Annotated in this window: 24 protein-coding genes; 12 read left to right on the plus strand and 12 right to left on the minus strand. The window is 60.5% G+C overall.

Going from position 1 to position 24,161, the window contains the following annotated elements:
- Positions 1-38 precede the first annotated feature (38 nt).
- Entirely contained in the window at positions 39-2,372 is a 2,334-nt protein-coding gene (locus tag ACR0J4_RS18315; RefSeq protein WP_170643646.1) for an aldehyde dehydrogenase family protein, read from the plus strand.
- Positions 2,373-2,700: 328 nt separating this feature from the next.
- Positions 2,701-3,516 carry an SDR family oxidoreductase gene (locus tag ACR0J4_RS18320; protein ID WP_170643647.1) on the plus strand — a complete coding sequence of 272 codons (816 nt, stop codon included), beginning with the start codon at positions 2,701-2,703 and terminating at the stop codon, positions 3,514-3,516.
- 45 nt (positions 3,517-3,561) lie between these two features.
- Here the strand turns inward: ACR0J4_RS18320 and ACR0J4_RS18325 are convergent, their stop codons facing one another.
- The 8 genes from ACR0J4_RS18325 to ACR0J4_RS18360 form a co-directional block, all read right to left on the minus strand.
- Positions 3,562-3,726 carry a hypothetical protein gene (locus ACR0J4_RS18325; protein WP_170379318.1) on the minus strand — a complete coding sequence of 55 codons (165 nt, stop codon included), beginning with the start codon at positions 3,724-3,726 and terminating at the stop codon, positions 3,562-3,564.
- A 213-nt stretch (positions 3,727-3,939) separates the two neighbouring features.
- A complete protein-coding gene (locus ACR0J4_RS18330; RefSeq protein ID WP_170643648.1) occupies positions 3,940-5,244 on the minus strand; it encodes a M16 family metallopeptidase in 1,305 nt (434 codons plus the stop codon).
- On the minus strand, positions 5,241-6,581 hold the full coding sequence (locus ACR0J4_RS18335; protein ID WP_170643649.1) for a M16 family metallopeptidase: 1,341 nt from the start codon (positions 6,579-6,581) through the stop codon (positions 5,241-5,243). The genes ACR0J4_RS18330 and ACR0J4_RS18335 overlap by 4 nt, the downstream gene beginning before the upstream one ends.
- Before the next feature lie 82 nt (positions 6,582-6,663).
- A complete protein-coding gene (locus tag ACR0J4_RS18340; RefSeq protein ID WP_170555488.1) occupies positions 6,664-7,179 on the minus strand; it encodes a DUF3035 domain-containing protein in 516 nt (171 codons plus the stop codon).
- 50 nt (positions 7,180-7,229) lie between these two features.
- On the minus strand, positions 7,230-7,700 hold the full coding sequence (gene lspA, locus ACR0J4_RS18345) for a signal peptidase II (protein WP_170482152.1): 471 nt from the start codon (positions 7,698-7,700) through the stop codon (positions 7,230-7,232).
- The gene (gene purH / locus ACR0J4_RS18350; protein ID WP_170747414.1) at positions 7,700-9,289 is read right to left on the minus strand and encodes a bifunctional phosphoribosylaminoimidazolecarboxamide formyltransferase/IMP cyclohydrolase; all 1,590 of its coding nucleotides are present in this window, start codon (positions 9,287-9,289) and stop codon (positions 7,700-7,702) included. The genes lspA and purH overlap by 1 nt, the downstream gene beginning before the upstream one ends.
- 22 nt (positions 9,290-9,311) lie before the next feature.
- The gene (locus tag ACR0J4_RS18355; protein WP_170747415.1) at positions 9,312-11,051 is read right to left on the minus strand and encodes a heparinase II/III domain-containing protein; all 1,740 of its coding nucleotides are present in this window, start codon (positions 11,049-11,051) and stop codon (positions 9,312-9,314) included.
- A 90-nt stretch (positions 11,052-11,141) separates the two neighbouring features.
- Complete coding sequence (locus ACR0J4_RS18360) at positions 11,142-12,398, minus strand: transcription antitermination factor NusB (protein WP_170643652.1); 1,257 nt, start codon at positions 12,396-12,398, stop codon at positions 11,142-11,144.
- Between the two features lie 90 nt (positions 12,399-12,488).
- Between ACR0J4_RS18360 and ACR0J4_RS18365 the strand changes: the two genes are divergently transcribed.
- Positions 12,489-12,671, plus strand: a complete 183-nt coding sequence (locus ACR0J4_RS18365; protein ID WP_170643653.1) for a DUF1674 domain-containing protein — start codon at positions 12,489-12,491, stop codon at positions 12,669-12,671.
- 4 nt (positions 12,672-12,675) lie between these two features.
- On the opposite strand, the gene ACR0J4_RS18370 is transcribed toward ACR0J4_RS18365, so the two are convergent.
- Entirely contained in the window at positions 12,676-13,530 is an 855-nt protein-coding gene (locus tag ACR0J4_RS18370) for a LysR family transcriptional regulator (protein WP_170643654.1), read from the minus strand.
- A gap of 100 nt (positions 13,531-13,630) precedes the next feature.
- Between ACR0J4_RS18370 and tmpA the strand changes: the two genes are divergently transcribed.
- From tmpA to ACR0J4_RS18385, 3 genes are all read left to right on the plus strand, one after another.
- A complete protein-coding gene (tmpA, locus tag ACR0J4_RS18375) occupies positions 13,631-14,767 on the plus strand; it encodes a 2-trimethylaminoethylphosphonate dioxygenase (RefSeq protein ID WP_170555474.1) in 1,137 nt (378 codons plus the stop codon).
- Positions 14,764-15,354: a (R)-1-hydroxy-2-trimethylaminoethylphosphonate oxygenase gene (gene tmpB, locus ACR0J4_RS18380; protein WP_170555472.1), complete on the plus strand. Its 591-nt coding sequence runs from the start codon at positions 14,764-14,766 to the stop codon at positions 15,352-15,354. The genes tmpA and tmpB overlap by 4 nt, the downstream gene beginning before the upstream one ends.
- A 262-nt stretch (positions 15,355-15,616) precedes the next feature.
- Positions 15,617-16,018, plus strand: a complete 402-nt coding sequence (locus tag ACR0J4_RS18385) for an ureidoglycolate lyase (RefSeq protein ID WP_480668771.1) — start codon at positions 15,617-15,619, stop codon at positions 16,016-16,018.
- 3 nt (positions 16,019-16,021) lie between these two features.
- Here ACR0J4_RS18385 and ACR0J4_RS18390 read toward each other — a convergent pair whose 3' ends face one another.
- Positions 16,022-17,131 carry an NADase-type glycan-binding domain-containing protein gene (locus tag ACR0J4_RS18390; protein ID WP_170555468.1) on the minus strand — a complete coding sequence of 370 codons (1,110 nt, stop codon included), beginning with the start codon at positions 17,129-17,131 and terminating at the stop codon, positions 16,022-16,024.
- Positions 17,132-17,225: 94 nt separating this feature from the next.
- The gene (gene dapB / locus ACR0J4_RS18395) at positions 17,226-18,035 is read right to left on the minus strand and encodes a 4-hydroxy-tetrahydrodipicolinate reductase (protein WP_170643655.1); all 810 of its coding nucleotides are present in this window, start codon (positions 18,033-18,035) and stop codon (positions 17,226-17,228) included.
- 92 nt (positions 18,036-18,127) lie between these two features.
- Here dapB and rbfA point away from each other — a divergent pair, with 92 nt between their 5' ends.
- The 6 genes from rbfA to rpsO all read left to right on the plus strand — a co-directional run bounded on the left by rbfA (position 18,128) and on the right by rpsO (position 22,260).
- Positions 18,128-18,523 carry a 30S ribosome-binding factor RbfA gene (gene rbfA / locus ACR0J4_RS18400; protein WP_170643656.1) on the plus strand — a complete coding sequence of 132 codons (396 nt, stop codon included), beginning with the start codon at positions 18,128-18,130 and terminating at the stop codon, positions 18,521-18,523.
- On the plus strand, positions 18,520-19,254 hold the full coding sequence (locus tag ACR0J4_RS18405) for a phosphodiester glycosidase family protein (RefSeq protein WP_170643657.1): 735 nt from the start codon (positions 18,520-18,522) through the stop codon (positions 19,252-19,254). The genes rbfA and ACR0J4_RS18405 overlap by 4 nt, the downstream gene beginning before the upstream one ends.
- Before the next feature lie 60 nt (positions 19,255-19,314).
- Positions 19,315-20,220 (plus strand): tRNA pseudouridine(55) synthase TruB, encoded by a 906-nt coding sequence (gene truB, locus ACR0J4_RS18410; protein ID WP_170643658.1) that lies wholly within the window; start codon positions 19,315-19,317, stop codon positions 20,218-20,220.
- Positions 20,221-20,241: 21 nt separating this feature from the next.
- The gene (locus ACR0J4_RS18415; protein WP_170643659.1) at positions 20,242-20,745 is read left to right on the plus strand and encodes a DUF1643 domain-containing protein; all 504 of its coding nucleotides are present in this window, start codon (positions 20,242-20,244) and stop codon (positions 20,743-20,745) included.
- A 97-nt stretch (positions 20,746-20,842) separates the two neighbouring features.
- Positions 20,843-21,847 carry a calcium-binding protein gene (locus ACR0J4_RS18420; protein WP_170643734.1) on the plus strand — a complete coding sequence of 335 codons (1,005 nt, stop codon included), beginning with the start codon at positions 20,843-20,845 and terminating at the stop codon, positions 21,845-21,847.
- A 143-nt stretch (positions 21,848-21,990) separates the two neighbouring features.
- Positions 21,991-22,260 (plus strand): 30S ribosomal protein S15, encoded by a 270-nt coding sequence (gene rpsO, locus ACR0J4_RS18425; RefSeq protein ID WP_170379357.1) that lies wholly within the window; start codon positions 21,991-21,993, stop codon positions 22,258-22,260.
- Between the two features lie 107 nt (positions 22,261-22,367).
- On the opposite strand, the gene ACR0J4_RS18430 is transcribed toward rpsO, so the two are convergent.
- On the minus strand, positions 22,368-23,969 hold the full coding sequence (locus ACR0J4_RS18430) for a BCCT family transporter (RefSeq protein WP_170555456.1): 1,602 nt from the start codon (positions 23,967-23,969) through the stop codon (positions 22,368-22,370).
- Between the last annotated feature and the right edge of the window lie 192 nt (positions 23,970-24,161).

Below are 24,161 nucleotides of genomic sequence, written 5' to 3' on the forward strand. Positions count from 1 at the left end.
ACGCACGGGACAATGAGTATTTGGGAAAAGATGAAGTCATGACAGTCAAAGAAATCTTCGGCACCATGGATTACGGCCCCGCCCCAGAAAGCGCGGCCGAGGCGCTGGCCTGGCTGGTCGATCAGGGCGACAAGTTCGGTCACTATATCGACGGGAGTTTCACCAAACCGGGCAAAGGGTTCGAAAGTCGCAACCCCGCGAGCGGAGAGGTTCTGGCCAAGCTGACCCAAGCCAAGCAGGCGGATGTGGACGCCGCCGTCGCCGCTGCCCGCAAGGCACAGCCCAAGTGGGAGAAACTGGGTGGCGCAGGCCGGGCGCGGTATCTCTATGCCATTGCGCGACTGTTGCAGAAACACGCGCGCTTGTTCGCCGTGCTGGAGAGCATGGATAACGGCAAGCCGATCCGTGAATCGCGTGACATCGACATCCCTCTGGCGCAACGCCACTTCTACTATCACGCCGGTATGGCGCAATTGATGGAGAGCGAGCTGCCCGAAGCTGAGGCCTTGGGTGTGTGCGGGCAGATTATCCCGTGGAACTTCCCGCTGCTGATGCTGGCCTGGAAAATCGCGCCCGCGCTGGCGATGGGGAATACGGTGGTTCTGAAACCGGCCGAATATACCTCGCTGACTGCGCTGCTGTTCGCTGATATCTGCTCACAGGCCGGGCTACCCAAGGGCGTCGTCAATATCGTGACCGGTGACGGTGCGGTGGGCGAGATGATCGTAAACGCGGACGTGGACAAGATCGCGTTTACCGGCTCGACCGTTGTGGGGCGGCGTATCCGCGAGGCAACGGCTGGTTCGCGTAAGGAACTGACTTTGGAGCTGGGCGGCAAGTCCGCCTATATCGTGTTCGACGACGCCGATATTGATTCCGCTATCGAAGGTCTGGTCGATGCGATCTGGTTCAATCAGGGTCAGGTCTGCTGTGCGGGCTCCCGCCTGCTGGTGCAGGAGGGCATTGCCGACCGCTTTCACGACAAGCTGCGCGCCCGGATGGACGGCTTGCGCATCGGTGATCCGCTGGACAAGTGTATCGACGTCGGCGCGGTTGTAGACCCGGTTCAGCTGCAGACGATCAAATCCATGGTCGATAGCAACACCGCAGGCCATGTCCACCACGCAGCCTGTGAGTTGCCGGAAAACGGCTGCTACTATCCGCCGACACTGATCTCGGGACTCGAGACCTCGGACCCTCTGATGCAGGAGGAGATCTTTGGCCCGGTTCTGGTCTCCTCGACCTTCCGCACCCCGGCTGAGGCGGTCGAACTGGCGAACAACACCCGCTACGGCCTGGCCGCAACGGTCTGGACCGAGAATGTGAACCTCGCGCTGGATATTGCGCCCAAGCTGGTTGCGGGCGTGGTCTGGGTCAACGCCACCAATCTGTTCGACGCCGCCGCCGGGTTTGGCGGTGTACGGGAAAGCGGCTTTGGCCGCGAAGGCGGTTGGGAGGGGCTGACAGCCTACACCAAGCCCAAGGGCAAGGCCAAGCCTCTGGCGAAGGTAGAGGCGACCATGGGCGAAGGTGCTTCGGTGGACCCCATCGACCGCACTGCCAAGATGTACGTCGGCGGCAAGCAGGCCCGGCCGGATGGCGGGTACTCGAAACCCGTATGGGGCAAATCCGGCCTGCTGGGCCATGTAGGTTTGGCCAACCGCAAGGACGTCCGTAACGCGGTTGAGGCCGCCGCTGGCGCGAAAGGCTGGTCCAAGACCACAGGTCATCTACGAGCGCAAATACTGTACTATATCGGCGAGAACCTCTCGGCCCGCGCGGGCGAGTTCGCCGCCCGTATCGACGCCATGACCGGCAAAAAAGACGGCGTGAAAGAGGTCGAAGCCTCGATCCAGCGCCTGTTCACCGCAGCCGCCTGGGCCGACAAATATGACGGTCAGGTGCATGGCGTTCCGATCCGGGGCGTGGCAATCGCCATGAAAGAACCCGTTGGCGTGATCGGCGCGCTCTGCGCGGATGAGGCCCCACTGCTGGGGCTGGTCTCGGCCATGGCGCCTGCGATTGCCATGGGCAACCGGGTGGTGCTGGCGGCGTCCGAGCCGTATCCGCTGGCGGCGACGGATTTCTATCAAATCCTCGAGACCTCGGACGTGCCCGCCGGTGTGGTCAATATCCTGACCGCAAGCCACGCGGAGCTGGCGAAACCGCTGGCATCACATCTGAACGTGGATGCGGTCTGGTCGTTCTCTTCGACAGATCTGTCGAAAGAGATCGAGGTCGTCTCAGCCGGGAACCTCAAACGGACCTGGGTCAATAACGCGACGGCATTTGACTGGAGCATGGACCATTCCCGCCGCTTCCTTCAGGCTGCGACCGAAGTGAAAAACATCTGGGTGCCCTACGGCGAATAGGGCTCCCGCATCACGGGAGTAGATTGGTTGGTTACTTTTTTAGTTAAGGTCGTTGCATCATGAATGCTCCTCGAAGAGTCTACTCTGAATGTGGTTCCCGAATTCTCGAAGTCGCAAAGACCGAGGGTGGCCTCTACACTCTTAAGGAGTTCGCTCGAAGATACGACACCGAAGAAAAGGCAGCGTACGAAATCAAAGTTCAGTCAAATATCAGCAGCAGCAAGTTTGGTGATTTTGAAACTGCCTTGCAGGAAGCGGAAAGGCTTGTTTCCCTCTAAAGGCGTTGCTCGCGAGGAAACGCCCCACAAACCCAAAAAAGGGACTGTACATGGATTTTTCAGGACGGACCGTCATCGTCATTGGCGGCACCAGCGGTATCAACCGGGGCATTGCCGAGGCCTTCGCGGCCTCGGGCGCGAGGTTGGCGGTTGCCAGCCGCTCACAAGAGAAAGTGGATGACACGGTCGCTGCGCTGAAAACGGCAGGCGCGGCAGAGGCCATCGGTGCGGCGTTTGACGTGCGCGATCCGGACGCCGTGGCGGCGGGGTTGAAACAGTTCCATGACGCGTTTGGCGATTTCGACGTGCTGGTGTCAGGTGCGGCGGGGAATTTCCCGGCGCTGATGTCCGAGATGTCGGTCAATGCGTTCAAAACCGTTGTCGACATCGATCTGATGGGCACCGTTCATGTTTTGAAAGGGGCCTATCCCTATCTCAAACGACCTGGTGGCAGCATCATAAACATCTCGGCCCCGCAATCCTATCTGCCGTACGAAGGGCAGGCGCATGTCTGCGCGGCAAAGGCGGGTGTTGATCAGATCACCCGAACCCTGTCCATGGAATGGGGCGTCGAAGGCATCCGTGTGAACTCGGTCGTGCCTGGTTTTATCGAGGGCACCGAAGGGGCCAAACGCCTTGCGCCAACACCCGATGCGGGCGAAGCGCTGCGCAAGGACGTTCCATTGGGCCGTTGGGGCCAACCGCAGGACGTGGCCAATGCTTGCCTCTTCCTCAGCTCTGACATGGCCAGCTATATTAGCGGCACGGTAATGGCGGTTGATGGAGCCTTGTATCAGCGCGGCTCGGGCAAGTTTGGGCAGATGATGGGTCAGATGCTGCGTGCGGCAAAAAGGGCTAAAGCCTGAAGGCTGAGTGTTCAGCCGTAGGGCTTTGTTTCGGCTACAGCTACCTCAAGAGCTTCTGAAATAGATCCCTGCGGCGACCAGCAGCGAGGTCAGGACGCCCGCGACCACGTAAAGTGCAAAGGCGCTGAGTAGGGATTGGCCAAGAATCAAAGCTGCCGCAAAGGTCAGCAACCCCGCAACTGTGCCCAATCCCATAATCGCAACTACCATAGCGTCACTATCCATCCCTAGCTGTGACAAGAGATGACGACCAAGGGAATCTCATCTCATATTCCGATTATCACAGAATTCTCGACATTTCTGGCTAAAGTATGGCCAAGACGCGTTAACGGTAAGTTAAGGCGGAGAGTTGCCGATCCGGTAAGCGGCGCATCGCTCGTTATTAATAGGTACCCTGCCCAGCAAGCGCAGGGGGGGACGGCGTCAGCCGTCCACCCCTTCGGGTTTTCCGACGATGGTGAAGTGCAGGCCCTCCGGGTCCAGCAGTTCGGACGCCACGCGGTTGATCTCATCCAGCGTCACCGCATTCACCTTGTCGTTGCGGGTCGCGATATAGTCGATCGGCAGACCTTGCATTTGCATCCCGACCATGATCCCGGCAATCCGCCCATTGCCATCAAACCGAAGCGGATAGGCACCTGTCAGATAGGTCTTGGCGTCGTCCAACTCCTTCTGGGTTACACCCTCGGACGCTGCTCGGGCCCATTCGTCGCGGATCACCTCGACGGCTTCGGCGATGCGGTCATTGGAGGACGAAACTGAACCCAAATAGACCGAGGCCAGATCTTTGGGCGCCAGATAAGAATAGACGCCGTAGGTCAGGCCGCGCTTTTCGCGCACCTCTTGCATCAGGCGGCTTTCGAAACCGCCGCCGCCAAGGATGTGATTCAGAACAAAGGCCGCGAAGAAATTGGGATCATCACGGTCGATCCCTTTCTGCGAGAACAGCGCCACGGATTGCGGCGTGTCGAATTCGACCACGCTTACGCCGCCCTCGATCTGAACCTCGGCTCTTTCCGGGATCGGTTTGCCTGTCTCTGGCAGGTCCAGCAGCAAGGTATCCAGCAGCGCGCCGAGCTCTTCGGCGGTGATATCGCCGACAGCGCCCACATAGAGGCGATCCTTGGCAAATACGCTGTCATAGGCGGTGACTACATCGTCGCGTGTCAGCGCCGCCACGGTTTCAAGTGTGCCTTTGCCCTCAGACCCGTAGGGATGATCGCCATAAGCCATAGCGGCAAAGCTGCGACCGGCTATATCGTTAGGATCGGTCTGGTCCGAGCGCAGGCCGGACAGGATCTGCGCCTTCACACGTTCCACCGCGTCCTCGTCAAAGCGCGGCTCAAGCAGTGTTGTGCGCAGCAGATCAATCACCTCATCCCGGTTTTCGGTCAGGAAGCGGGCGGAGATCGAAACCGAGTCGTCCCCGGCATTATAGGTGAATGAGGCGGCCAGCGACTCCAACTCGCGCGCATAGGTGCGGGCGTCCATATCACCCGCGCCCTCTTCGATCAGGCCACTCATCAGGTAAACCGCGCCGCGCTTGTCCGGGTCATCCAGCGAGGTACCACCGCGAAAGCGCAGCTCGAGCGCTGCGAAGGGGATCGAGTGATCCTCGACCAACCATGCGGTGATTCCACCGGGAGAGGTGACCTCCTCAATCTCAATCTCGGCCCATGCGGGCAGCGCGATGACAAAGGCGATCAGGGTTGCAAAGATGCGTTTCATTGGGTCACCTCATCATCCTTCATCAGCCAGCCGGTGACCGAGCTTTCCAGTTGCAGAACCTCGCGGGCGGCGGCGATGATTTCATCCCCGGTCACGGCCTGCAGGACGTCGGGCCAGGCCTGCACATCCTCAACCGTCAATCCGCTGGTCAGGGCGCGACCATAGCGGTTGCCGATGCCGTCCACATTGTCACGGGCATAAGTCTGCGAGGCGCGCAGTTGCATCTTGATCCGGTCAAGATCTTCTTCGTTCACGCCCTCGGCGATGAACTCGGCCACAACACGATCCATGGCATCCTCGGCATCTTGCAGCGAGACACCTTCGGCCGGAACAACCAAAAGGTCAAAGGTGGTGTCATCCAGCGAGACCCCCCGGTAAAACGCGCCTGCATAGGTAACGACTTGATCTTCGAATTGCAGTTTCTCGTTCAGATATGAGGTCGTGCCGCCCCCAAGAAGCTCGGCCAACAGAAATAGGGCTGCCGCTTTCTCCTGTGCGCCCGGATCGCGTTCCGGGGCCAGATAGCTGCGCTGCACATAGGGCTGCGACACACGCGGGTCTTTGTAGGTCAGGCGACGTTCCGCGGTTTGCGGAGGCTCCTGCGAGCGGACGCGTTCCGGCAGGTCCAGATTGGCCGGGATCACACCGTAATACTGATCCGCAAGACTACGCACCTCGTCCGGGTCGACATCTCCGGTCACGACAAGGATGGCGTTATTGGGGGCGTAGTGCGTCTGGTAGAAGGAGAGCGCGTCCTCCATGTCCAGCGTCTCCATCTCATGCCGCCAGCCGATGATCGGGACGCCGTAGCGGTGGTTGAGGTACTGCGCTGCGTTCATCTGTTCGCCAAACAGTGCGCGCGGGTTGTTGTCAGTGCGCTGGTTACGCTCTTCCAAAATCACGTCGCGTTCGGTGGCAATATCGTCTTCGGACAGACGAATATTGCGCATCCGGTCCGATTCCATCTGCATCATCAGCTCCAGCCGGTCGGCCGCGACGCGCTGGAAATAGGCTGTGTAGTCATAGGAGGTGAAGGCGTTGTCATTGCCACCATTGGCCGCAACCGTGGCCGAGAACTCGCCCGGTGCCAAAGTATCGGTGCCCTTGAACAGCAGATGTTCGAGGAAATGCGCCACGCCGGACGACCCAATCGGCTCATCTGCCGATCCGGCGCGATACCAGACCATGTGCTGCACGACCGGCGCGCGGTGATCCTCGACCACAACGACATCCATGCCGTTGTCCAAAGTGAAGGTTGTGACCGCCTCTTTCCCGTCCTCGGCCAGGACCGGGGTGGCTGCAATCAGGGCGGCAGATAGTGCCAAAGCCCGAACCATGGGGCATCCTCCGTTTCGTTTCTAGACTTCAAACTACGGTGGAGCCCGGCGGGATCAAGGGAGATGACAGAAAGTTAAAGAATTATTCATTCGGAGGTGAAGAGGGAGTCTCTACCCCAATGCGACGGGCTGCATCGGTCTCGACAAAGGGATCGATCGACTGACGTTCGTAAACCTGCTGGTAGCGATCGACCGGGAACAGGCGCAGACCGGTCCAACGGCCACGGCGCTTGCGGAAGGCTTCATCATCTGCCTCGACCACGGCGCGCGCGTTTGCTGGCACGCCATAGCGGCTTGAGGCAGTTACAAGTGCGGCATCCGACGACGGGATCGCCGCATTCGGGTTCAGCGCCGACGCGTTGCCCCCAAGGGCCACTACGGCGTCTGCGTTCGGGTTCGGATCCGTCAGGTTGCCACCGCCCGGTGTGGGGGCTGGCAGAAACGCATAGTCTTTCGGCTGGGTCAGGGGTTTGACCGGCAGCACGGAGAACTCATCCGGCCCTTCCCCCGGAGGGTCAAGATCGCGCAGGCCGGGGTTGTTGCAACCTGCAACGGCTGCACCAAGGATCATGGCAAGTAGGGCGCGCGACAACCGCATCAGAGTCTCCAACCTGTTTCAGGTGCTTTTAACGCATCTCTTCGGGCGCGTCACGAGGGCTTTTTACTGTCAAACAACACAAGTCCGATGGCACCGGCAAAGATGAACACATCGGCCAGATTGAACACGAAGGGATTGTTGATGCCGCAACAGGACATGTTCAGGAAATCCAAAACATAGCCATACAGCACCCGATCAACCACATTGCCCAGCGCTCCGCCGATCAGCAGCCCGCCACTCAGCAGCATCACCTTGGTCGGAGCCGACCGCCACAGCCAGATCGCAACCGCGATACAGACGGCCACGGAAATGCCAATCAGAACCCACCGCGCTGCATCTGAGTTGCCTTGGAAAAGGCCAAAATTGATCCCGCGATTCTCGCCGTATTTGAAAACAAGCAGCGGCGGCAGAACGTCGATATTGCCCTCAGCCACGCGCATCACGTGAACGACCAGATATTTGCTGATCTGGTCGATCAGAAATGCCGTGATTGCGGCCCAGAGCAGAAGACGGCTGCGCATCAGTGGCGGAAGTGGCGCATGCCGGTGAAGACCATGGCCAAACCGGCCTCATCCGCCGCCGCGATCACTTCGTCATCGCGCATCGAGCCGCCGGGTTGAATCACGCAAGTGGCGCCGGCCTCTGCGGCCTCCATCAAACCGTCAGGGAAAGGGAAGAACGCATCCGAGGCTACGGCTGAGCCGATGGTCAGCGACTGTGGCAGTCCCAGCACGTCAGCCATACGCTCGGCTTTCTTGGCCGCAATCAGCGCCGAGTCGACGCGGCTCATCTGGCCCGCGCCAACCCCGACGGTCGCCCCGTCCTTGACGTAGACGATAGCGTTGGATTTGACGTGTTTGGCGACTTTCCAAGCAAACAGCAGGTCTCGCATCTGTTCGTCGGTCGGCGCCTTCTTGGTGACCACTTTCAGGTCATCCATTCCGACAAACCCGTTATCCTTGTCTTGGACCAGAAGGCCACCGGCCACCTGACGCACGGTTTTCCCACCGGCGGTCACGTCCGGCAAACCCTCAGTCGTCAACAGGCGCAGGTTCTTCTTGGCGGCAAAGATCTCCTTGGCCTCATCCGAGGCACCGGGGGCAATGACGACCTCGGTGAAGATGCCAGTGATCTCCTGCGCCGTTTCCGCGTCCAGAGGCTGGTTCAGCGCGACAATCCCACCAAAGGCAGAGGTCCGGTCGCAATCGAAAGCCGACTTATACGCGTCTAGCAAGGTCGCTCCGGTCGCGACACCGCAGGGGTTGGCGTGTTTGATAATCGCGCAGGCGGCAGTGTCGGCAGGGTTGAACTCGGCAACCAGCTCAAAGGCTGCGTCGGTGTCGTTGATGTTGTTGTAGCTCAGTTCCTTGCCCTGATGCTGAAAGGCGGTCGCCACGCCGGGGCGGTTGGTGCCATCGGTATAAAACGCCGCCTGCTGGTGGCTGTTCTCGCCATAGCGCAGGGTCTGTTTCAGCTCACCGGCAAAGGCACGGCGCTTGGGGGCCTCCAGCTGTAGGGCATCAGCCATCCAGTTCGAAACAGCTGTGTCATAGGCCGCTGTGCGGGCATAGGCCTTTTGAGCCAACCATTGGCGGAAGCCATAGGACGTCTTGCCATAGTTCTCTTCCAACTGGTCCAGCAGCGATGAATAATCTTCGACATCCACAACCACGTTCACAAAAGCGTGGTTCTTGGACGCCGCGCGGATCATCGCCGGACCGCCGATATCAATATTCTCGATGCAGGTGTCATAGTCGGCCCCTTTGGCCACTGTCGCCTCGAACGGGTAGAGGTTCACGACCAGCAGGTCGATCGCACCAATGCCATGTTCTTCCATGGCCGCCACGTGGCTGTCATTGTCGCGCAGCGCCAAAAGGCCACCATGAACCATCGGGTGCAGGGTTTTGACCCGACCATCCATCATCTCGGGGAAGCCGGTGATCTCGCTGACGTCCCGAACCTCAAGCCCCGCATCGCGCAGGGCCTTGGCGGTCCCCCCGGTGGACAGCAGCTCAACCCCGCGCTCGGCCAGCGCCTTTCCCAGCTCGATCAGCCCGGTCTTGTCGGAAACGGAAAGCAACGCGCGGCGCACGGGGTGAAGGTCGGTCATGGGTCCAAAGGTCCTTTTGGCGTCAGTCGAATTCGGGTTCGTCCCGGTGCATGTCGCGCACGGCATAGGCTGTATCCTGCGCCTTGCTCAACGTCCACTGGATGCGCGTCGCATACTCCATTGCGCGGCCAGATAGAACGATCTGTTTTGTCGCGCGCGGCTTTAAACGCCCTTTTTCAAGGTAAACGCTTGGCTCGACGGACAATTTTCCCACGCCATCATGGCGGAAAACCCAGATCTCACCGCTTTTGAGGGCCATCGACACCGCCGAACCACCCAAATCAACGGCCGCATCCACATCCGGGTGCAGATGAAACCGGATATCAAACCCGACACCTGAAAGACCCGAGGCATCCATCGCCTTGTCAAACTGCCGCTTGGATTTGTCGCTTGTTGTCAGCAGGATATCCTCGCCCGTCAGCTCACGCCCGTCAAAGCGCAGCTCGAACGTGCGCGCGTGGGTCAGGCCGAAAACCTTGGTATAGCCATCATTGCCGACCATGAAGCGGATGCCCTCGAACGCGTCCTCGAAATCCACGGGGACGTCTTGTGGCGCATCCACCAGCGCCTGCCGCTCACTGCCCGTTACAGGTTTAGCGAGACGCGCGCTGGAATATCCATCCAGACAGAGCGTGGAATGAGACGGCGTGGCTCGTCCCGCCCGACGCCAATCCAGTCCAAAACTGGCCCCGGAGCCGCAATTCACGATCAGCGGACGCCGGCCCGAGGTCAGCTCGAACGCCGTGGTTGAGGCATGCGCGTTCAGCGAGGCCGCGCCGACGGGCGGAGGGCTGGCATCAACGATCACGGTCGTGCGGGCGGCAGACAGCCGGGCAAAGCCCATTGGCAATTCGGTTGCCGCCTTGTGCTTGACCCCGCTTTGGGCCAGCGCCTGTTCCAACCGGCCTTCGATCCCGCGTCCGCCGCCATGGAACCGGGCCAGAGCTCCATCCGCATGGCGCAAACTGCGCAGGGTAGGCGCGATCCGCTTGATCGCTGCGGCCTGCGCCACCGGCGTGCCGCGCCCAAGATCGCTGAGGGCGGCGGAGGTCCAGCCGAGTAGCGTAAACACCTCAAGCAACTCTTCGGGGTTGCGCGTCGGGATCCCGCCCTGTTTGTCGACTTGCCGTTCGCATTCGCGCGCCAACGCACGCAGGGCGGGATCGGCCATCCCCTCCAGCCCCTGCAGAGCCAGCCCGGCCTGGACCAGACCAGCCAGTGCCTCGAACCTTGGCAAACCCGGCGTTGCGGCATGGGCGCGTTTAGACAGAAACCATGTTTGTTGCGCGAGAGACCGGAAAAACAGTTTGCTCTGCGCCTCATCTGCGCCCCGCAGCAAAAAGGACGCGTGGTTGATCCAGCGCATGACACGCCGTCCGGTCAGATCGGGAACCCATCCGGGGCCCTGCCCGCGCCCATGCACCTCGATCCAGCCCCAGACCCAGCGCTGCGCCTTGTCTCGCGCCCGCATATCACCGACGGCCGCCAGATCATCCAGCCAGGCGAAGCCGTGCCTCTCATCGTCAAAGCCCAGACTGGGGGCTGTGACTTCCCACAGGCCAGTATCCTGCGCCTCGACGAGATATCCGGAGAACAGCAGATTGCCCGCCACCAGCTGACGACCACGGGCAAAAGACCCGACGGTGCGCGGTTCAGGCTGCGTGACAAACCCCGTGACCGCCTTTTGCCGCTGGCTCAGGCGCGCATAGAGACGGTTCTGGAACCGCATCCATCGGCTGGTCATGGTGTCCGTATCTGACATGACGCTCGTTACTCTGCCTCTTGCGCTCTGCTGGCGCTTGAGACCCAACGATAGACCGCGCCGATCGTCAAGTCATCGAAAAGCATGCGCTCAGGCGGATTTGTTCAGACAGGCGATGTAGAATCCATCCATCCCGCCGCGATCCGGCCAATAATCGGGCCGCAGACGCAGGCCGCCTTCCTCGGTGATCCACTCCGGCTCGACCCCATCGAGGGTCAGCGCGTCGCGATCCACGGTCATGTCCGGGTACATGTCCAGCGCCTCTTCGACCTGCACCTCGCCCTCGTCAGGCAGCAAAGAGCAGGTGCAATAGACCAACCGCCCGCCCGGTTTGAGCAGGCTCCAGGCATGGGCCAGCATCTGGGTCTGCAACTCGATCAGACCGCCGAACTCCGAGCCATCCTTGGCAAAGGGCAGATCCGGGTGGCGGCGGATCGTACCGGTTGCCGAACAGGGCGCGTCCAGCAAGATCGCATCATACTGACCCTGATGTTCCAGCGCGTCGCCCGCGATAACGCTTGCCTCCAACCCGGTGCGCGTGAGGTTTTCGCGTACCCGTTCCAACCGCTGCTCCGAGATATCCAGCGCCGTCACCTCGGCACCAGCAGCGGCCAATTGTAGCGTCTTGCCCCCCGGCGCGGCGCAAAGGTCGAGGATTTTCTCAACAGCCTGCGGGGCCAGCACGCGCACCGGCATCGCCGCCGCCGCATCCTGCACCCACCAATCGCCCGAGTTGTAGCCCGGCAAGGCCGAAACCTGCCCCGCATCCTGCACCCGCATTGACCCGGTCGGCAGAGCTATACCCGGCGCATCCGCCCCCGGTTTGGCCGTCAGATCCAGTGGGGCGGCTGCGAAATGCGCTTGCTCCATACCAGAAACGGCCTCTGCCCCCCAAGCCATGACCAGCGGATCACGCAGCCAGTCCGGCAAGCGTGGCACGCGCATCTTGGGCCACGCGTCTGGCCCTTCGGCGGCTACCTTGCGCAGCACTGCATTGACCAATCCCTTAAGGCGACCATGCTTGCGCGAGCGGGCAACAATTTCGACCATGGAATTCACCACACCATGGGCGGCCTCGCCATGGCATAGCTCGACCGCGCCCAGACGCAATGCATTGTGGACGGTCAGCGCGGGGGTACGGTTTAGGTGATTGTCGAGCAGCCGGTCCGCGCGCTCGAGCCCGCGCAGGGTTTCCAGCGTCAGGCGCTGCGCCCGTGCCCGGTCTTCCGGGGCCAGACGGTCCAGCGCGCCTGCGGCCAGACATTCGGACAAAAGCCGCCCTTCGCCCAAAATCTGATCCAGCAGATAGATCGCGCTGCGTCGCGCCGCCGTTGAATTGTCGGACATGGAACCGCCTTTTGATGTGCTTGTGGTCCGCATTGCCTTTGGCGGACGGTGGCGTATATCAAGACCGTGACCGGAAAGGAACCCGATGTCATGAGTGACGATACCAAAGATCTGCCGCCCGCAGCCCAGCGCGCACTGGCCGAGGCCGCCGAGCGCCGCCGCAAGGCCGAAGCCGAGGCAAAAGACATGCCGAAAGAGCTGGGCGGACGTGACGGACCAGACCCGGCGCGCTACGGCGATTGGGAGAAAAAGGGCATCGCCATCGACTTCTGATGGTTTACCCCCGCAGCGCTTGCAGGAAATCATCCAACAACGCGCGTTGCTTTTTCGATTTGGCCCGATCCTCAGGCCATGTCAGCCAATAGCCATCCTTGGTCTTCAGCTCTGGCAGGTCCAGCCTGCGCAAACGCCCCGACTGCAAGCTTTCAGCAGCGAGGGGCACTGATCCCAGAACAACCCCCAACCCCTGCCGCGCTGCCTTCATCGCGTGCCCGACGGAATCAAAACTGATCCGGCCCTGCGGCAGGTCCTTGATCCCCGCGCCCTGCGCCCAGTCCTGCCAGCCGGGCCGCTCGCCCCGCAGATCAATCACGGGCGCGCCCCAAGTCACTTCCGGCGCGGCCATCGGGGCCAGCACCTCGGGCGCGATCAGCTTGGCCTTGCGCCCCGGCCAGACACCGCGACCGTAGCGGATTTGCAGCCATGTCCGCTCTTCCTCCAGCGACGTTCTGCGTGTCACCGAATCCGTCATCACCCGCGCCTTGGGCCGCATGTTCAGAAAGGCAGGCAAGGCTGGCAGAACCAGTGCGTGGATGTGTGAGGAAAGCCCCGCGACCCGCAGCTCGCGCGGGGATTTGCCGAACAGGTCTTCGGTGTTGCGCTCCAGCGCCTGCAGGCTGTCCTGCACCAGCGGCAGATAGCTTTCGCCTTCGATGGTCAGCGACACGCCCCGCGCCTCGCGCACAAAAAGCGTACGCCCTAGCCAGGCCTCAAGGTTGCCAATCCTCTGGCTGACCGCGGCCTGCGTCAAACCGAACTCACGTGCAGCGGCCGAGAAACCGCCCAGTCGACCAGCCGCCTCGAACACCCGCAGCCAGTCAAGAGGCGGCAAACCGATCTTTTCCTTAGCCATTAGAAAAACCAACCCTCAGACGAAATAAGCATTAATTGTGATAATGGCACGGGGGGCGTATCCACTTCAAGTAAAGCCCGCGCTGAACAGGAGAGACCTCATGCTGCGCACCGCCACCTATGACCCTTCGGTTGTGACTATTGAATTCACCGACGGAACCTCAACCCGATTTCATGCCATTTGGTTGCGCGACAACGCGCTTGACCCGGACACCCGCGCGCCGGGCAACGGGCAGCGTCTGATCACCATTGGCGACATTCCCGAAAACACCTCAGTCAGCGCGGCCGAGGTGATCGACGGTGACCTGAGCGTCACCTTCCAGCCGGAAGGTAAAACCGTCACCTTCCCCGCCGCATGGCTGGCCGATCATGTTTACGATCGCGATCAAAGCGCCCCGTTCGGGCGCATCGCCCCCGGCATCACCACATGGGAGAGCGGTATCACGGCCCCAAGCGGCGACTGGAACGCGGTTCACGCCGACCCGAGCGCCAAACGCAACTGGCTGGCGGCTGTGGCCGAATACGGTTTTGCCAAACTGACCGACGGCCCGACCGAGCCCGAATCGCTTCTGAAAGTGGCCGACCTGTTCGGCTATGTGCGTGAGACCAACTACGGCCCCTATTTCGAGGTCCGGACCGAGGTGAACCCGACCAACCTCGCCTATACCGGGCTCGGGTTGCAGGCCCATACCGACAATCCCTATCGCGATCCGGTGCCGACGCTGCAAATCCTCTACTGTCTTGAAAACAGCGCCGAGGGCGGCGACTCGATCGTCGTTGACGGGTTCCGCGCCGCAGAAAAGCTGCGCGACCAGAACCCCGAGGGCTTTGCGTTGTTGGCAGGCTTCCCGGCGCGGTTCGAATACAAAGGTTCGGACGGGGTTTGCCTGCGCTCACGCCGTCCGATGATCGAGCTGTCACCCGATGGCGAAATCATCGGCATCCGGTTCAACAATCGCTCCTCCGCGCCCTTTGTGGATGTGCCCTTCGACAAGATGGAGGCCTATTACGCCGCCTACCGCCAGCTGGGGGACATCATCGACGACCCTGCGATGGGCGTGTCGTTCAAGCTTGAACCGGGCGAGAGCTTCATCGTCGACAACACCCGCGTGCTGCATGCGCGACTTGGCTACTCGGGCGCAGGGTCGCGGTGGCTGCAGGGCTGCTACGCCGATAAGGACGGGTTGCTGTCCACTCTGGCCGCTATGGACATGGCGCAACCGGAGGCGGCGGAATGAAACCCGATTTCACGACCCTGAACCGCGACAACATCGTGGCCTTCATCGGCGATGTCTTCGACCGCCGTGGTGGCGAGGAATATCTGGGCGAGCCCGTGACCATGGCCGAGCACATGCTGCAAGGGGCCACCATCGCCGAACAAAACGGCATGCCCGAAGAGATCATTGTGGGAGCTCTCCTGCATGACATCGGCCATTTCACCTCGGAATTCGGAACCTATCATCCTGATGACACCGAGGACCGCCATCACGAAGATGCAGGCGCCGAAGTACTTGAGCAGTTCTTTCCGTCCGTCATCACCGATTGCTGCCGCTACCATGTGGCGGCCAAACGGTATCTTTGCGCCACAAAGCCCGAGTATTTCAACCGGTTGTCCGCCGCCTCGGTCCACACGCTGGAACTGCAAGGCGGCCCGATGAGTTCCGAGGAAGTGACCGCGTTCGAGGCCAACCCGAACCTTAAAGAGATCATTCAGGTGCGATATCTCGATGAGGCCGGAAAGCGCGCGGATATGGAAACCCCTGACTTTGCACATTTCGCCCCGATGGTGCAGCGTATGGTCGACAAGCATATGGGTACGCCATGAACGCCCCGGAATATATCTTTGAAGCCAGCACCAAACCCTCGCTGCGTGGCACGAGGTTCCTCTGATCCGCGCCACGGACGCTTCGGTCAAAGGCTATGGCTGTCTGGTCGATGACCCCGAAGGGTTCGAGATCGAGATCACCCGCTGGCCGCAGCAAGGCTGGCGGCCCATCGACGAAGGCACCGGAGATGAAGCCGGCTGGGTCGAAGGCACGTTCCATGGGCAGTGGAAAGGCGATGTCCTCTACGGCCGTAATGAGGCGGTGGGCGGCCACTATGTACTGGGTTGGTCAACTGATCCTCAGCAGGCACAGGTCGAGCGGCAGAGCGCACCGCGCGATCAAGTCCTTTTGTGGCACATGAACTATCACCCAGACGGTGGACAGATGTTCTGGCCGCTGGACAACAAGCCCTTCATCATCCCCGCCGCCTTGCCCGGCGATAATCTGACGCCAGACAAAGTGGTGGCGTTCTGGTGCGATGGGTCTCGCGGCCTCTATATCCATCCCGGCATTTGGCATGAGGGGATTTTCCCGGTCGAAGACAACCAGCGCTTTCTCGACCGGCAAGGCGCGGTTCACGCCCGCGTCAGCGCAGATATCGGCAAAGAATTCGGCGTCTATCTCGCCTGCCCGCTGCGCGCGGACAAGGTTAAGGATCTTTGACGATCACTCGAAGACAAGCTCGGTAATCGCCGTGTCCTGATAATGCGTGCCGGGGTAGACATCGGTGATCTCGAACACGACCCAGGATACGGCACCATAGTTGGCCAAAGCACTGGTCTCTTGCCAGTCAGATGTGTCGTCAATGGTGAAAGACGTCGTGGAACCATTCGAAAAGCTCAACTTCAGCTCGCGCACACGACTGTTGCGGATGAAGGTCCGTTCAGATTTGGCATAGCCGTTCCGAATTGCCCAGCGGTTGATCTGCGTGGGTGAATCAAAAGCCAGAACGAATGCTTCACCGTACCCATGCCCCGGCGCGCCTTCCACCCAAGCGGTGCGGTGATCCTGGTCCGTCACATTTCGAGGGCCATAGTTGTTGCTGCCCTGTGCCTTCAAAACTGAACTGAAACACAAATCCGCCCACTGCCCGGCAACCGAAATACCGGTGCAGCTGTTCATAAGCCAACCCGGTGGCGGTGGCACTTCGGGCGCAGGCGGCTGAGCCGTTGGCGTCGCAGTGGATGGTGCCTGCCCAGTGCGTCGCAGCCATCCGCGCTCAACCGCTGCAAGGCGCTGATGGCGGGGCGGATGGGTCGCTGACCCTTGTGCGGGCAAGGTCTCCCACAGGGACTGAGCCTGCGTCAGGTTGGCCCCAAGTGCAGCGAGAACGAATCCGGCATATTCATCTGCCTCCAATTCGGTGGGCGGGCGCGACCCTCCTTCGATGATCGTATGTCCCTGAAGATGATGACCGACCTCATGGGCGATCACACCATAAAGCTGCCAATAGGCGTTCGGGTCCGCTTCGTATTGCGACAGCCAGTCCGGGTTGAATGCCAAGTACCGTTGTTCTTTGAAGATTACAGCCGCTGCGTTATCGACCTCGGTGGTTTCAAGCACCTCGAAATTCGGCAACAGGCCGGACACGGCCAGGATGCTGTCCACCACACCCCAAACTTGCTGCACCGAAAACGCGCTGGATTCGCTGAAGCGGGGCTTTTGCAACGTGATTTCCTTGCAGCCCTCGACCGTGCAAACCACCTGTTGGTCTTCGGCCAAAACGCTACCAGCGGCCAGCGAAAGCAGAAACGCCCCTGCAACAGACTTGACCAAAGCACTCTTCCCCCTTGCCTTACGAAGCAAGCATGGATCGAGTCCCGGTGTCAGGTAAAGCCCATGTTCAGAAAATCTCATTGGTTGTGTTGGTTTAGAGCCCCAGCACATCCACCATGTCATACTGACCCGGTGCCTTGCCCTGCCCCCAGAGCGCGGCTTTCAGCGCACCGCGGGCAAATATTGCGCGGTCGGTGGCCAGATGGCGCAGGACGATCCGTTCGCCAGGCGCAGCGAACAGGACGTCATGTTCGCCCACGATGTCTCCGCCGCGAATGGCGTGGAAGCCTATGTCTCCGCGTTTACGGGCGCCGGTGATGCCATCGCGGCCCCGGTCGGCCACATCCGGCAGCTTGACACCACGCCCCTCGGCAGCGGCTTCACCCAGCATCAGCGCAGTGCCCGAGGGCGCATCGACCTTATGGTGGTGATGGCCTTCGATGACTTCGATGTCGAAATCCTCATCCAGCGCAGCGGCAACTTTTTTGGTCAGTTGCACCAGCAGATTGACACCAAGGCTCATATTCCCCGCCCGCACGATCACCGCATGGCGCGAGGCAGGCTCGAGGGCAGCGATCTGTTCTTCGGTCATGCCGGTGGTGCCGATCACATGCACACACCGCGCCTGCGCGGCCAAAGCAGCAAACTCCAGCGTCGCTTCGGGCGCGGTGAAGTCGATCACGGCCTGCGCCTGTGCGAACGCCTCCAGCGGATCGTCCGTCACAGTCACGCCCAGCGCGGGGCCGCCCATGGCGGTGCCCACGTCCTGACCGATCCAGTCATGGCCCGCGCGCTCGACTACACCAACCAGACGGGCCTGATCGCTATCAGTCACGGTCTTGATCAGCATCTGCCCCATACGGCCCGAAGCCCCTGTGATAACGATCCCCGGAATATGGGTCATTGCGCTGGTCCTTTTCGCTAAGTCGGCTCAAAGCCTCCTACCCGGTTCGCGCCCGCTTGGCAAAGCCCTGCTTTGCGCTTAGATCGGGGTTTATGGCAAAGAACAAATTCCACGATGGCCCCGGCCCGTCCCAACGGCAACTGCGTGTCGGCGAACTGATCCGCCGCACCCTGTCCGAAGTTCTGGCGCGCGGAGATGTCCACGACCCCGACCTGAACCGTATGTCGATTACCGTAGGTGAGGTCCGCACCTCGCCCGATCTCAAGATCGCCACCGCCTATGTGCTGCCGCTGGGCGGCAAGGGCCAAGAGGATGTGATCGACCTGCTCGCCCGTAACAAGGGTGAACTACGGCGCATGATCGGCAAAAAGCTGAACCTGAAATTCTCACCCGATCTGCGGTTCCGTCTGGATGACACGTTTGACCGTCTGGAAGACACCCGCCGTATGTTCGAACAGGACGCGGTGCGCCGCGATCTGGACGAGTGATCCGGGCACTCGTAACACTTGGCGCGGTTCTCTGGGCCGCGCAGGCCCATGCGGTCACCTGTGAAAAGCTTACCCATGAGGACAAGCGGTACACGGTCTGCGAGGTCGATGCCTCGGAAGACATACGCCTGTTTCTGAACGATGACGAAGGCGAACTGCTTGGGCATTTCTCATCTGTAAACGACACGCTCGCGCCCGAAGGCAAACGGCTGGTCTTTGCGATGAATGCGGGCATGTATCACGACGACCGCTCGCCCGTCGGCCACTATGTGGAAAACGGGCAAGAGAAGATGCGTGTGATCCCGAATGCCGGGCCGGGCAATTTCGGATTGTTGCCCAACGGGGTGTTCTGCATTCGCGAGGGCCGCGCTGACGTGTTGGAAACGCTCACTTTCGTGGATCAGGCCCCGCAGTGCCGATTTGCCACCCAATCCGGCCCGATGCTGGTGATCGACGGCAAACTGCACCCCCGGTTCCTGCCCGATTCGACTTCGCGCTACATTCGCAACGGTGTGGGCACCAGTGCCGATGGTACCCGCACGGTCTTTGCGATTTCCGAGGATTACGTGACCTTCCATGAGTTCGGCAGGCTGTTCCGCGACGTGCTGGAAACGCCGAATGCGCTGTTCCTCGATGGAAATATCTCGCGCATGTATGAGCGCGCCAGCAACCGGTCGGATATCGGGTTCTCACTAGGGCCAATCGTAGGCGTCGTCGAAGACGCGCCCTGAGTTTGACAGCGGCAAAACGATCCGCTAACCCGCGCGCCTTAGCAAAAGGCAAGGTGCAAGATGGGACGCAAACGCAAGGGCCGCAACATTTCCGGTTGGCTGGTGGTGGACAAGCCTGCGGGCATGACCTCGACCGCAGTGGTCAACAAAGTGCGTTGGGCGATGGACGCCAAGAAAGCAGGCCATGCGGGTACTCTGGACCCCGAAGCAACCGGCGTTTTGGCCGTGGCTTTGGGGGAGGCGACCAAAACCGTTCCCTACATCACTGATGCGCTGAAAGCCTACACCTTCACCGTACGTCTGGGTCAGGCCACCAACACCGACGATGCCGAGGGCGAAGTGATTGCGCAAAGCGATGCGCGCCCTTCGGACGAGGATATCAAACAGGCGCTCGCCCCGTTTCTGGGCGATATCATGCAGGTCCCGCCCAAGTTCTCGGCCGTGAAGATCGACGGGCAACGCGCCTATAAGATGGCCCGAGATGGCGAGGAGGTGGAGCTGTCCGCCCGCCCCCTCTGGGTCGAAGAACTGATCCTTGTTGACCGCCCTGATGAAGACCATGTGGTGCTGGAGATGACCTGTGGCAAAGGCGGCTATGTCCGCTCGATCGCGCGGGATCTGGGTGAGGCTTTGGGATGCCACGGCCACGTCAAAGAACTGCGCCGCATCTGGTCCGGCCCGTTTGAGGCCGAGGACGGCTTGTCCATCGAACAGATCGACGAGATGGCCAAGACCGAGGCGCTTGACGACTATCTGCACCCGCTGGAAACCGGCCTGTCGGACCTGCCCGAGCTGAAATGCACACCCGAAGGTGCCACCCGTCTGCGCAACGGCAATCCGGGCATGGTTCTGGCTTCGGACGTGGAATATGGCGATGAGGCATGGGCCTCGCTCGACGGCAACGCCGTAGCGGTGGGCATCTACAAATCCGGCGAGCTGCACCCAAGCCGGGTGTTCGTCACCTGAACTCCGTGTTAGGCGAAGGGCATGATCACCCGAACGCATACCAAGGGCGATGCGCCCTCGACCGCTGTCTACTCGGATTGCGAGAAGTACCGCTATAGCCTGACCCGTGTTTGGGATCCGGTAGGGCATAAGGCGCTGTTTGTGATGCTGAACCCGTCAACCGCAACCGAGGTGCAGAATGACCCGACGGTCGAGCGTTGCGAACGCCGCGCACGGGCGCTGGGGTTCGGGGCGTTTCAGGTCACCAACATCTTTGCCTGGCGCGACACCGATCCGCGCAAGATGCGCGCCGCCGCTGATCCGGTCGGTCCGGCAAACGACGCGGCCATTCTGGACGGCGCAACATGGGCCGATCAGGTCATTGCCGCCTGGGGCACCCACGGCGCGCATCTGGACCGCGGCCCGGCGGTTGAGGCGCTGCTGCGCGGCACCGGGCAACCTCTGTTTCATCTGGGCCTGTCCAAAGCCGGGCACCCCAAACATCCGCTTTACATCGCCTATACACAGCAGCCCGAACTCTGGTGACAAAGGGTTAACCACTCGGCCAGCTATGCTTTGACCGATGAACCGTTCGAATGGAACAGTGCCGCCAAGGCGTCTCATTTCTTTCGGAGGGTTCGATATGTTTCTGGCCGGGTTGATCGGATTGGCCGCCGTCGGCGGCGCGGCATACGCCATTGGGGATGCGTTCATCGAAGAAGATGAGCAGGACGAGGGCGCGGAGGACGAAAGCCAGACCGAGATCGGCGAAGGTGAGTTCCTTGATGTGGGCGAGAGCGTCGAGCCGGCGCAGGACAGCCACGACACGACCACCGGCGGAACGGTGATCTCGGAACATGAAGGTGATCTGGTGATCGCCGGAAGCGACAACGCCGATGTCATAACCGGGCAGGACGGCACGGACCAGATCAACGGCTATAGCGGTGATGACCACATCATGGGTGGCGATGGCGACGACGTGATGCACGGAGCCGAAGGTGAGGACACTCTGTTTGGCGGCCAGGGCAATGACCTACTGCATGGCGAGGCAGACGATGACACCCTGTTTGGGGATGAGGGCGATGACAGGCTCTACGGTCACTTCGGCGACGACCAATTGCAGGGCGGCGAAGGCAACGACGCGCTGTATGGCGGTCAGGGCGACGATGATCTGAACGGCGGAGACGGCAATGATGCCCTGCATGGCGGTTATGGTGATGACACTCTGACCGGCGGTGAGGGTGAAGATTCCCTCTTTGGCGGCGATGGCGACGACTTGCTGCTGGGTGATGAGGATAACGGCGAATCGGACTATTTGAACGGCGGCGCAGGGGAGGACACGATACTGGCCAAAGATGGCGACGTCGCGACCGGAGGTGCAGGCGCGGATGAGATCATCGCCGACACGGAGAATTCCGAAATCACCGTGATGGGCTTTCAACCCGGTGAGGACCGCCTTCTGATCACCTGGGAAGATCAGAATCCTCCCGAGATCGAAATCGAGCAGGACCCCGAGAATGAGAACCTGACCCGCGTCAGCCTCAACGGCCACGAGGTCGCGCATCTGTTCGGGGCCGACGGGTTGACGTTGGACGACATCCAGTTACTGACTGAGGCCGAATTGGCGGAATACCTGCCCGCTGGCTGAGCCGTCAGAATCCCTTTGCCATTCGCGCCAAAAGCGCCTATACGCGCCCATCCGCATCGGAATCGGTGCGGTTTTCTCCATGGGCCTGTGCTGGACGACATCCCGGCCTGCGCCATTAACTCTAACCTTTGAAGGAGACCCCGATGTCGATTACTGCCGCTGAAAAAGCACGCGTCATGAAAGAATTCGGCACCAAAGAGGGCGACACCGGTTCGCCTGAAGTCCAGGTTGCCATCCTGACCTCGCGCATCACCACCCTGACCGAGCACTTCAAGACCCACAAGAAAGACAACCACGGTCGTCGCGGTCTGCTGAAAATGGTCGCCCAGCGCCGTAAGCTGCTGGACTACCTGAAGGGTAAGGAAGAAGCACGCTATCAGGACCTGATCAAAAAGCTGGGCATCCGCCGCTAAGATCAGAGCTGATCAAGCTGATATCAAAACGCCCGCGAAACAGCGGGCGTTTTTTTTGGAGTTGCCATGTCGCCAGGGCTGGAAGGCCCTACATACAAGATACGCTGCTACATCTTGGCTTTTTCCGATTTCAATGCCAGCCACAGGCAATAGCACATCATCAGAACCACCAGTGTGAACGGGATGCCTGTCGACACTGCCGCCCCTTGCAGAGCCGCAAGACCGCCGCCCAAGAGCAGAGCAATCGCCACTAGACCCTCGAGCGTACACCAGAACACCCGTTGGATCACCGGCGCATCCATCTTGCCTCCGGCGGTAATCGTATCAATCACCAACGAACCTGAATCCGATGAGGTCACAAAGAACACAACAATCAAAATCAGGGCGATCGGCGCGATGATGCCATAAAGCGGCAGTTCCTTTAGGAACCCAAACAGGGCGCCCTCGGGGGCATAGCTGTCGATCACAGTGGCGCGTACGCCTTCGGCTCCGCCTGCATTCAGCATGTCGATAGCGGCGCCGCCGAAGGTCGACATCCACAGGGCGCAGACCGCCGTGGGGGCCAGTAGCGCGCAGAGGATGAACTCACGCACCGTGCGGCCCTTGGAAATGCGGGCGATGAACATGCCCACAAAAGGCGACCACGCGATCCACCAGGCCCAGTAGAAGGTCGTCCAACCGTGGAAGTAACTGGTGTCTTCTCGCCCGAACGGGTTGGACAGTGCCGGCAGATGGGTCACGTAATCCACCATCACGTTGAAATACCGCGAAATGGCTGTACCCACTCCGGTGACAATGATGACGAAAAGGAACAGACCAACGGCCATGATCATGTTGATCTCACTTAGCCGTTTCACGCCCGCATCCATACCCAGCAGGACTGAACCAAGCGCGATCAGCGTAATGCCGATGATCAGCAGGACAGTGACGGTTGGACTGGGTTCGATACCGAATACCTCGTACAATCCAGCAGCAACTTGCTGCGCCCCAAGACCCAGAGAGGTGGTAAGACCGAACAGCGTGGCAAACACCGCCAGTGTGTCGATGAGATGACCCCACCAGCCCCACACACGCTCACCCAGAAGCGGATAGAAAGCCGAGCGCAAAGTTAGAGGCAGGTCAAGGTTGTAGGCAAAGATCGCAAGGCTTAAACCAACCGCGGCATAAACCGCCCAGCCTTCAAGGCCCCAATGATGGATCGTGCCAACAATACCAATATACTCATTGCCGGGCACTGCGATGTCGATACCCAGGGGCCGGGCGTTCCCGCCTTCGGCAAAGTTGTAGTAAACCGGCTCCATCACGCCGAAAAACAGCAGACCGATACCAATACCGGCGGCGAACATCATCGCGATCCATCCGGCATAGGAATAGTCAGGCTTGGCGTCCTTGCCGCCGATCCTGACTTTGCCGACAGGCAGAACGATCAGAACCAGACAGAACAGGGTGATGGCGTTAACTGACAGGACGAGGAACCAGTCAAACGTGCTGGTGAGCCATGGCCTGAGCCAGCCAAAAAAGGCGGCCGCGGCCTCTTGATTGGCCAATGCGATCAAGACGAACGCAAAGATCAAAATACTCGAGATCAGGAAAACCGGGTTGTGGATATCTAAACCGAATGGACGGACGTTGTCCTGACCCAATTCATACTCGGTTTCGAAATCGTAGATCCGCGGATCCGGATCCAGCATTTTCTTGGTTTGAGCCATACTTTGCCCCTTTGCTCGCAAGCTGCAAACGCCAAGGTAGTCGGCCGGCTGACGGATATGAGTATGTTACCCCCTTGGCGTATTCCCGTCTCTTCGACCGTGGGTTCAGTGTTAACAGTCTACACTGCATACAGTTTTTTCAAAACTCATTCATTTTTTTGAATCTTACGCCCCTTGGGAACTGACATTTCG

Source organism: Ruegeria sp. B10 (assembly GCF_056539825.1).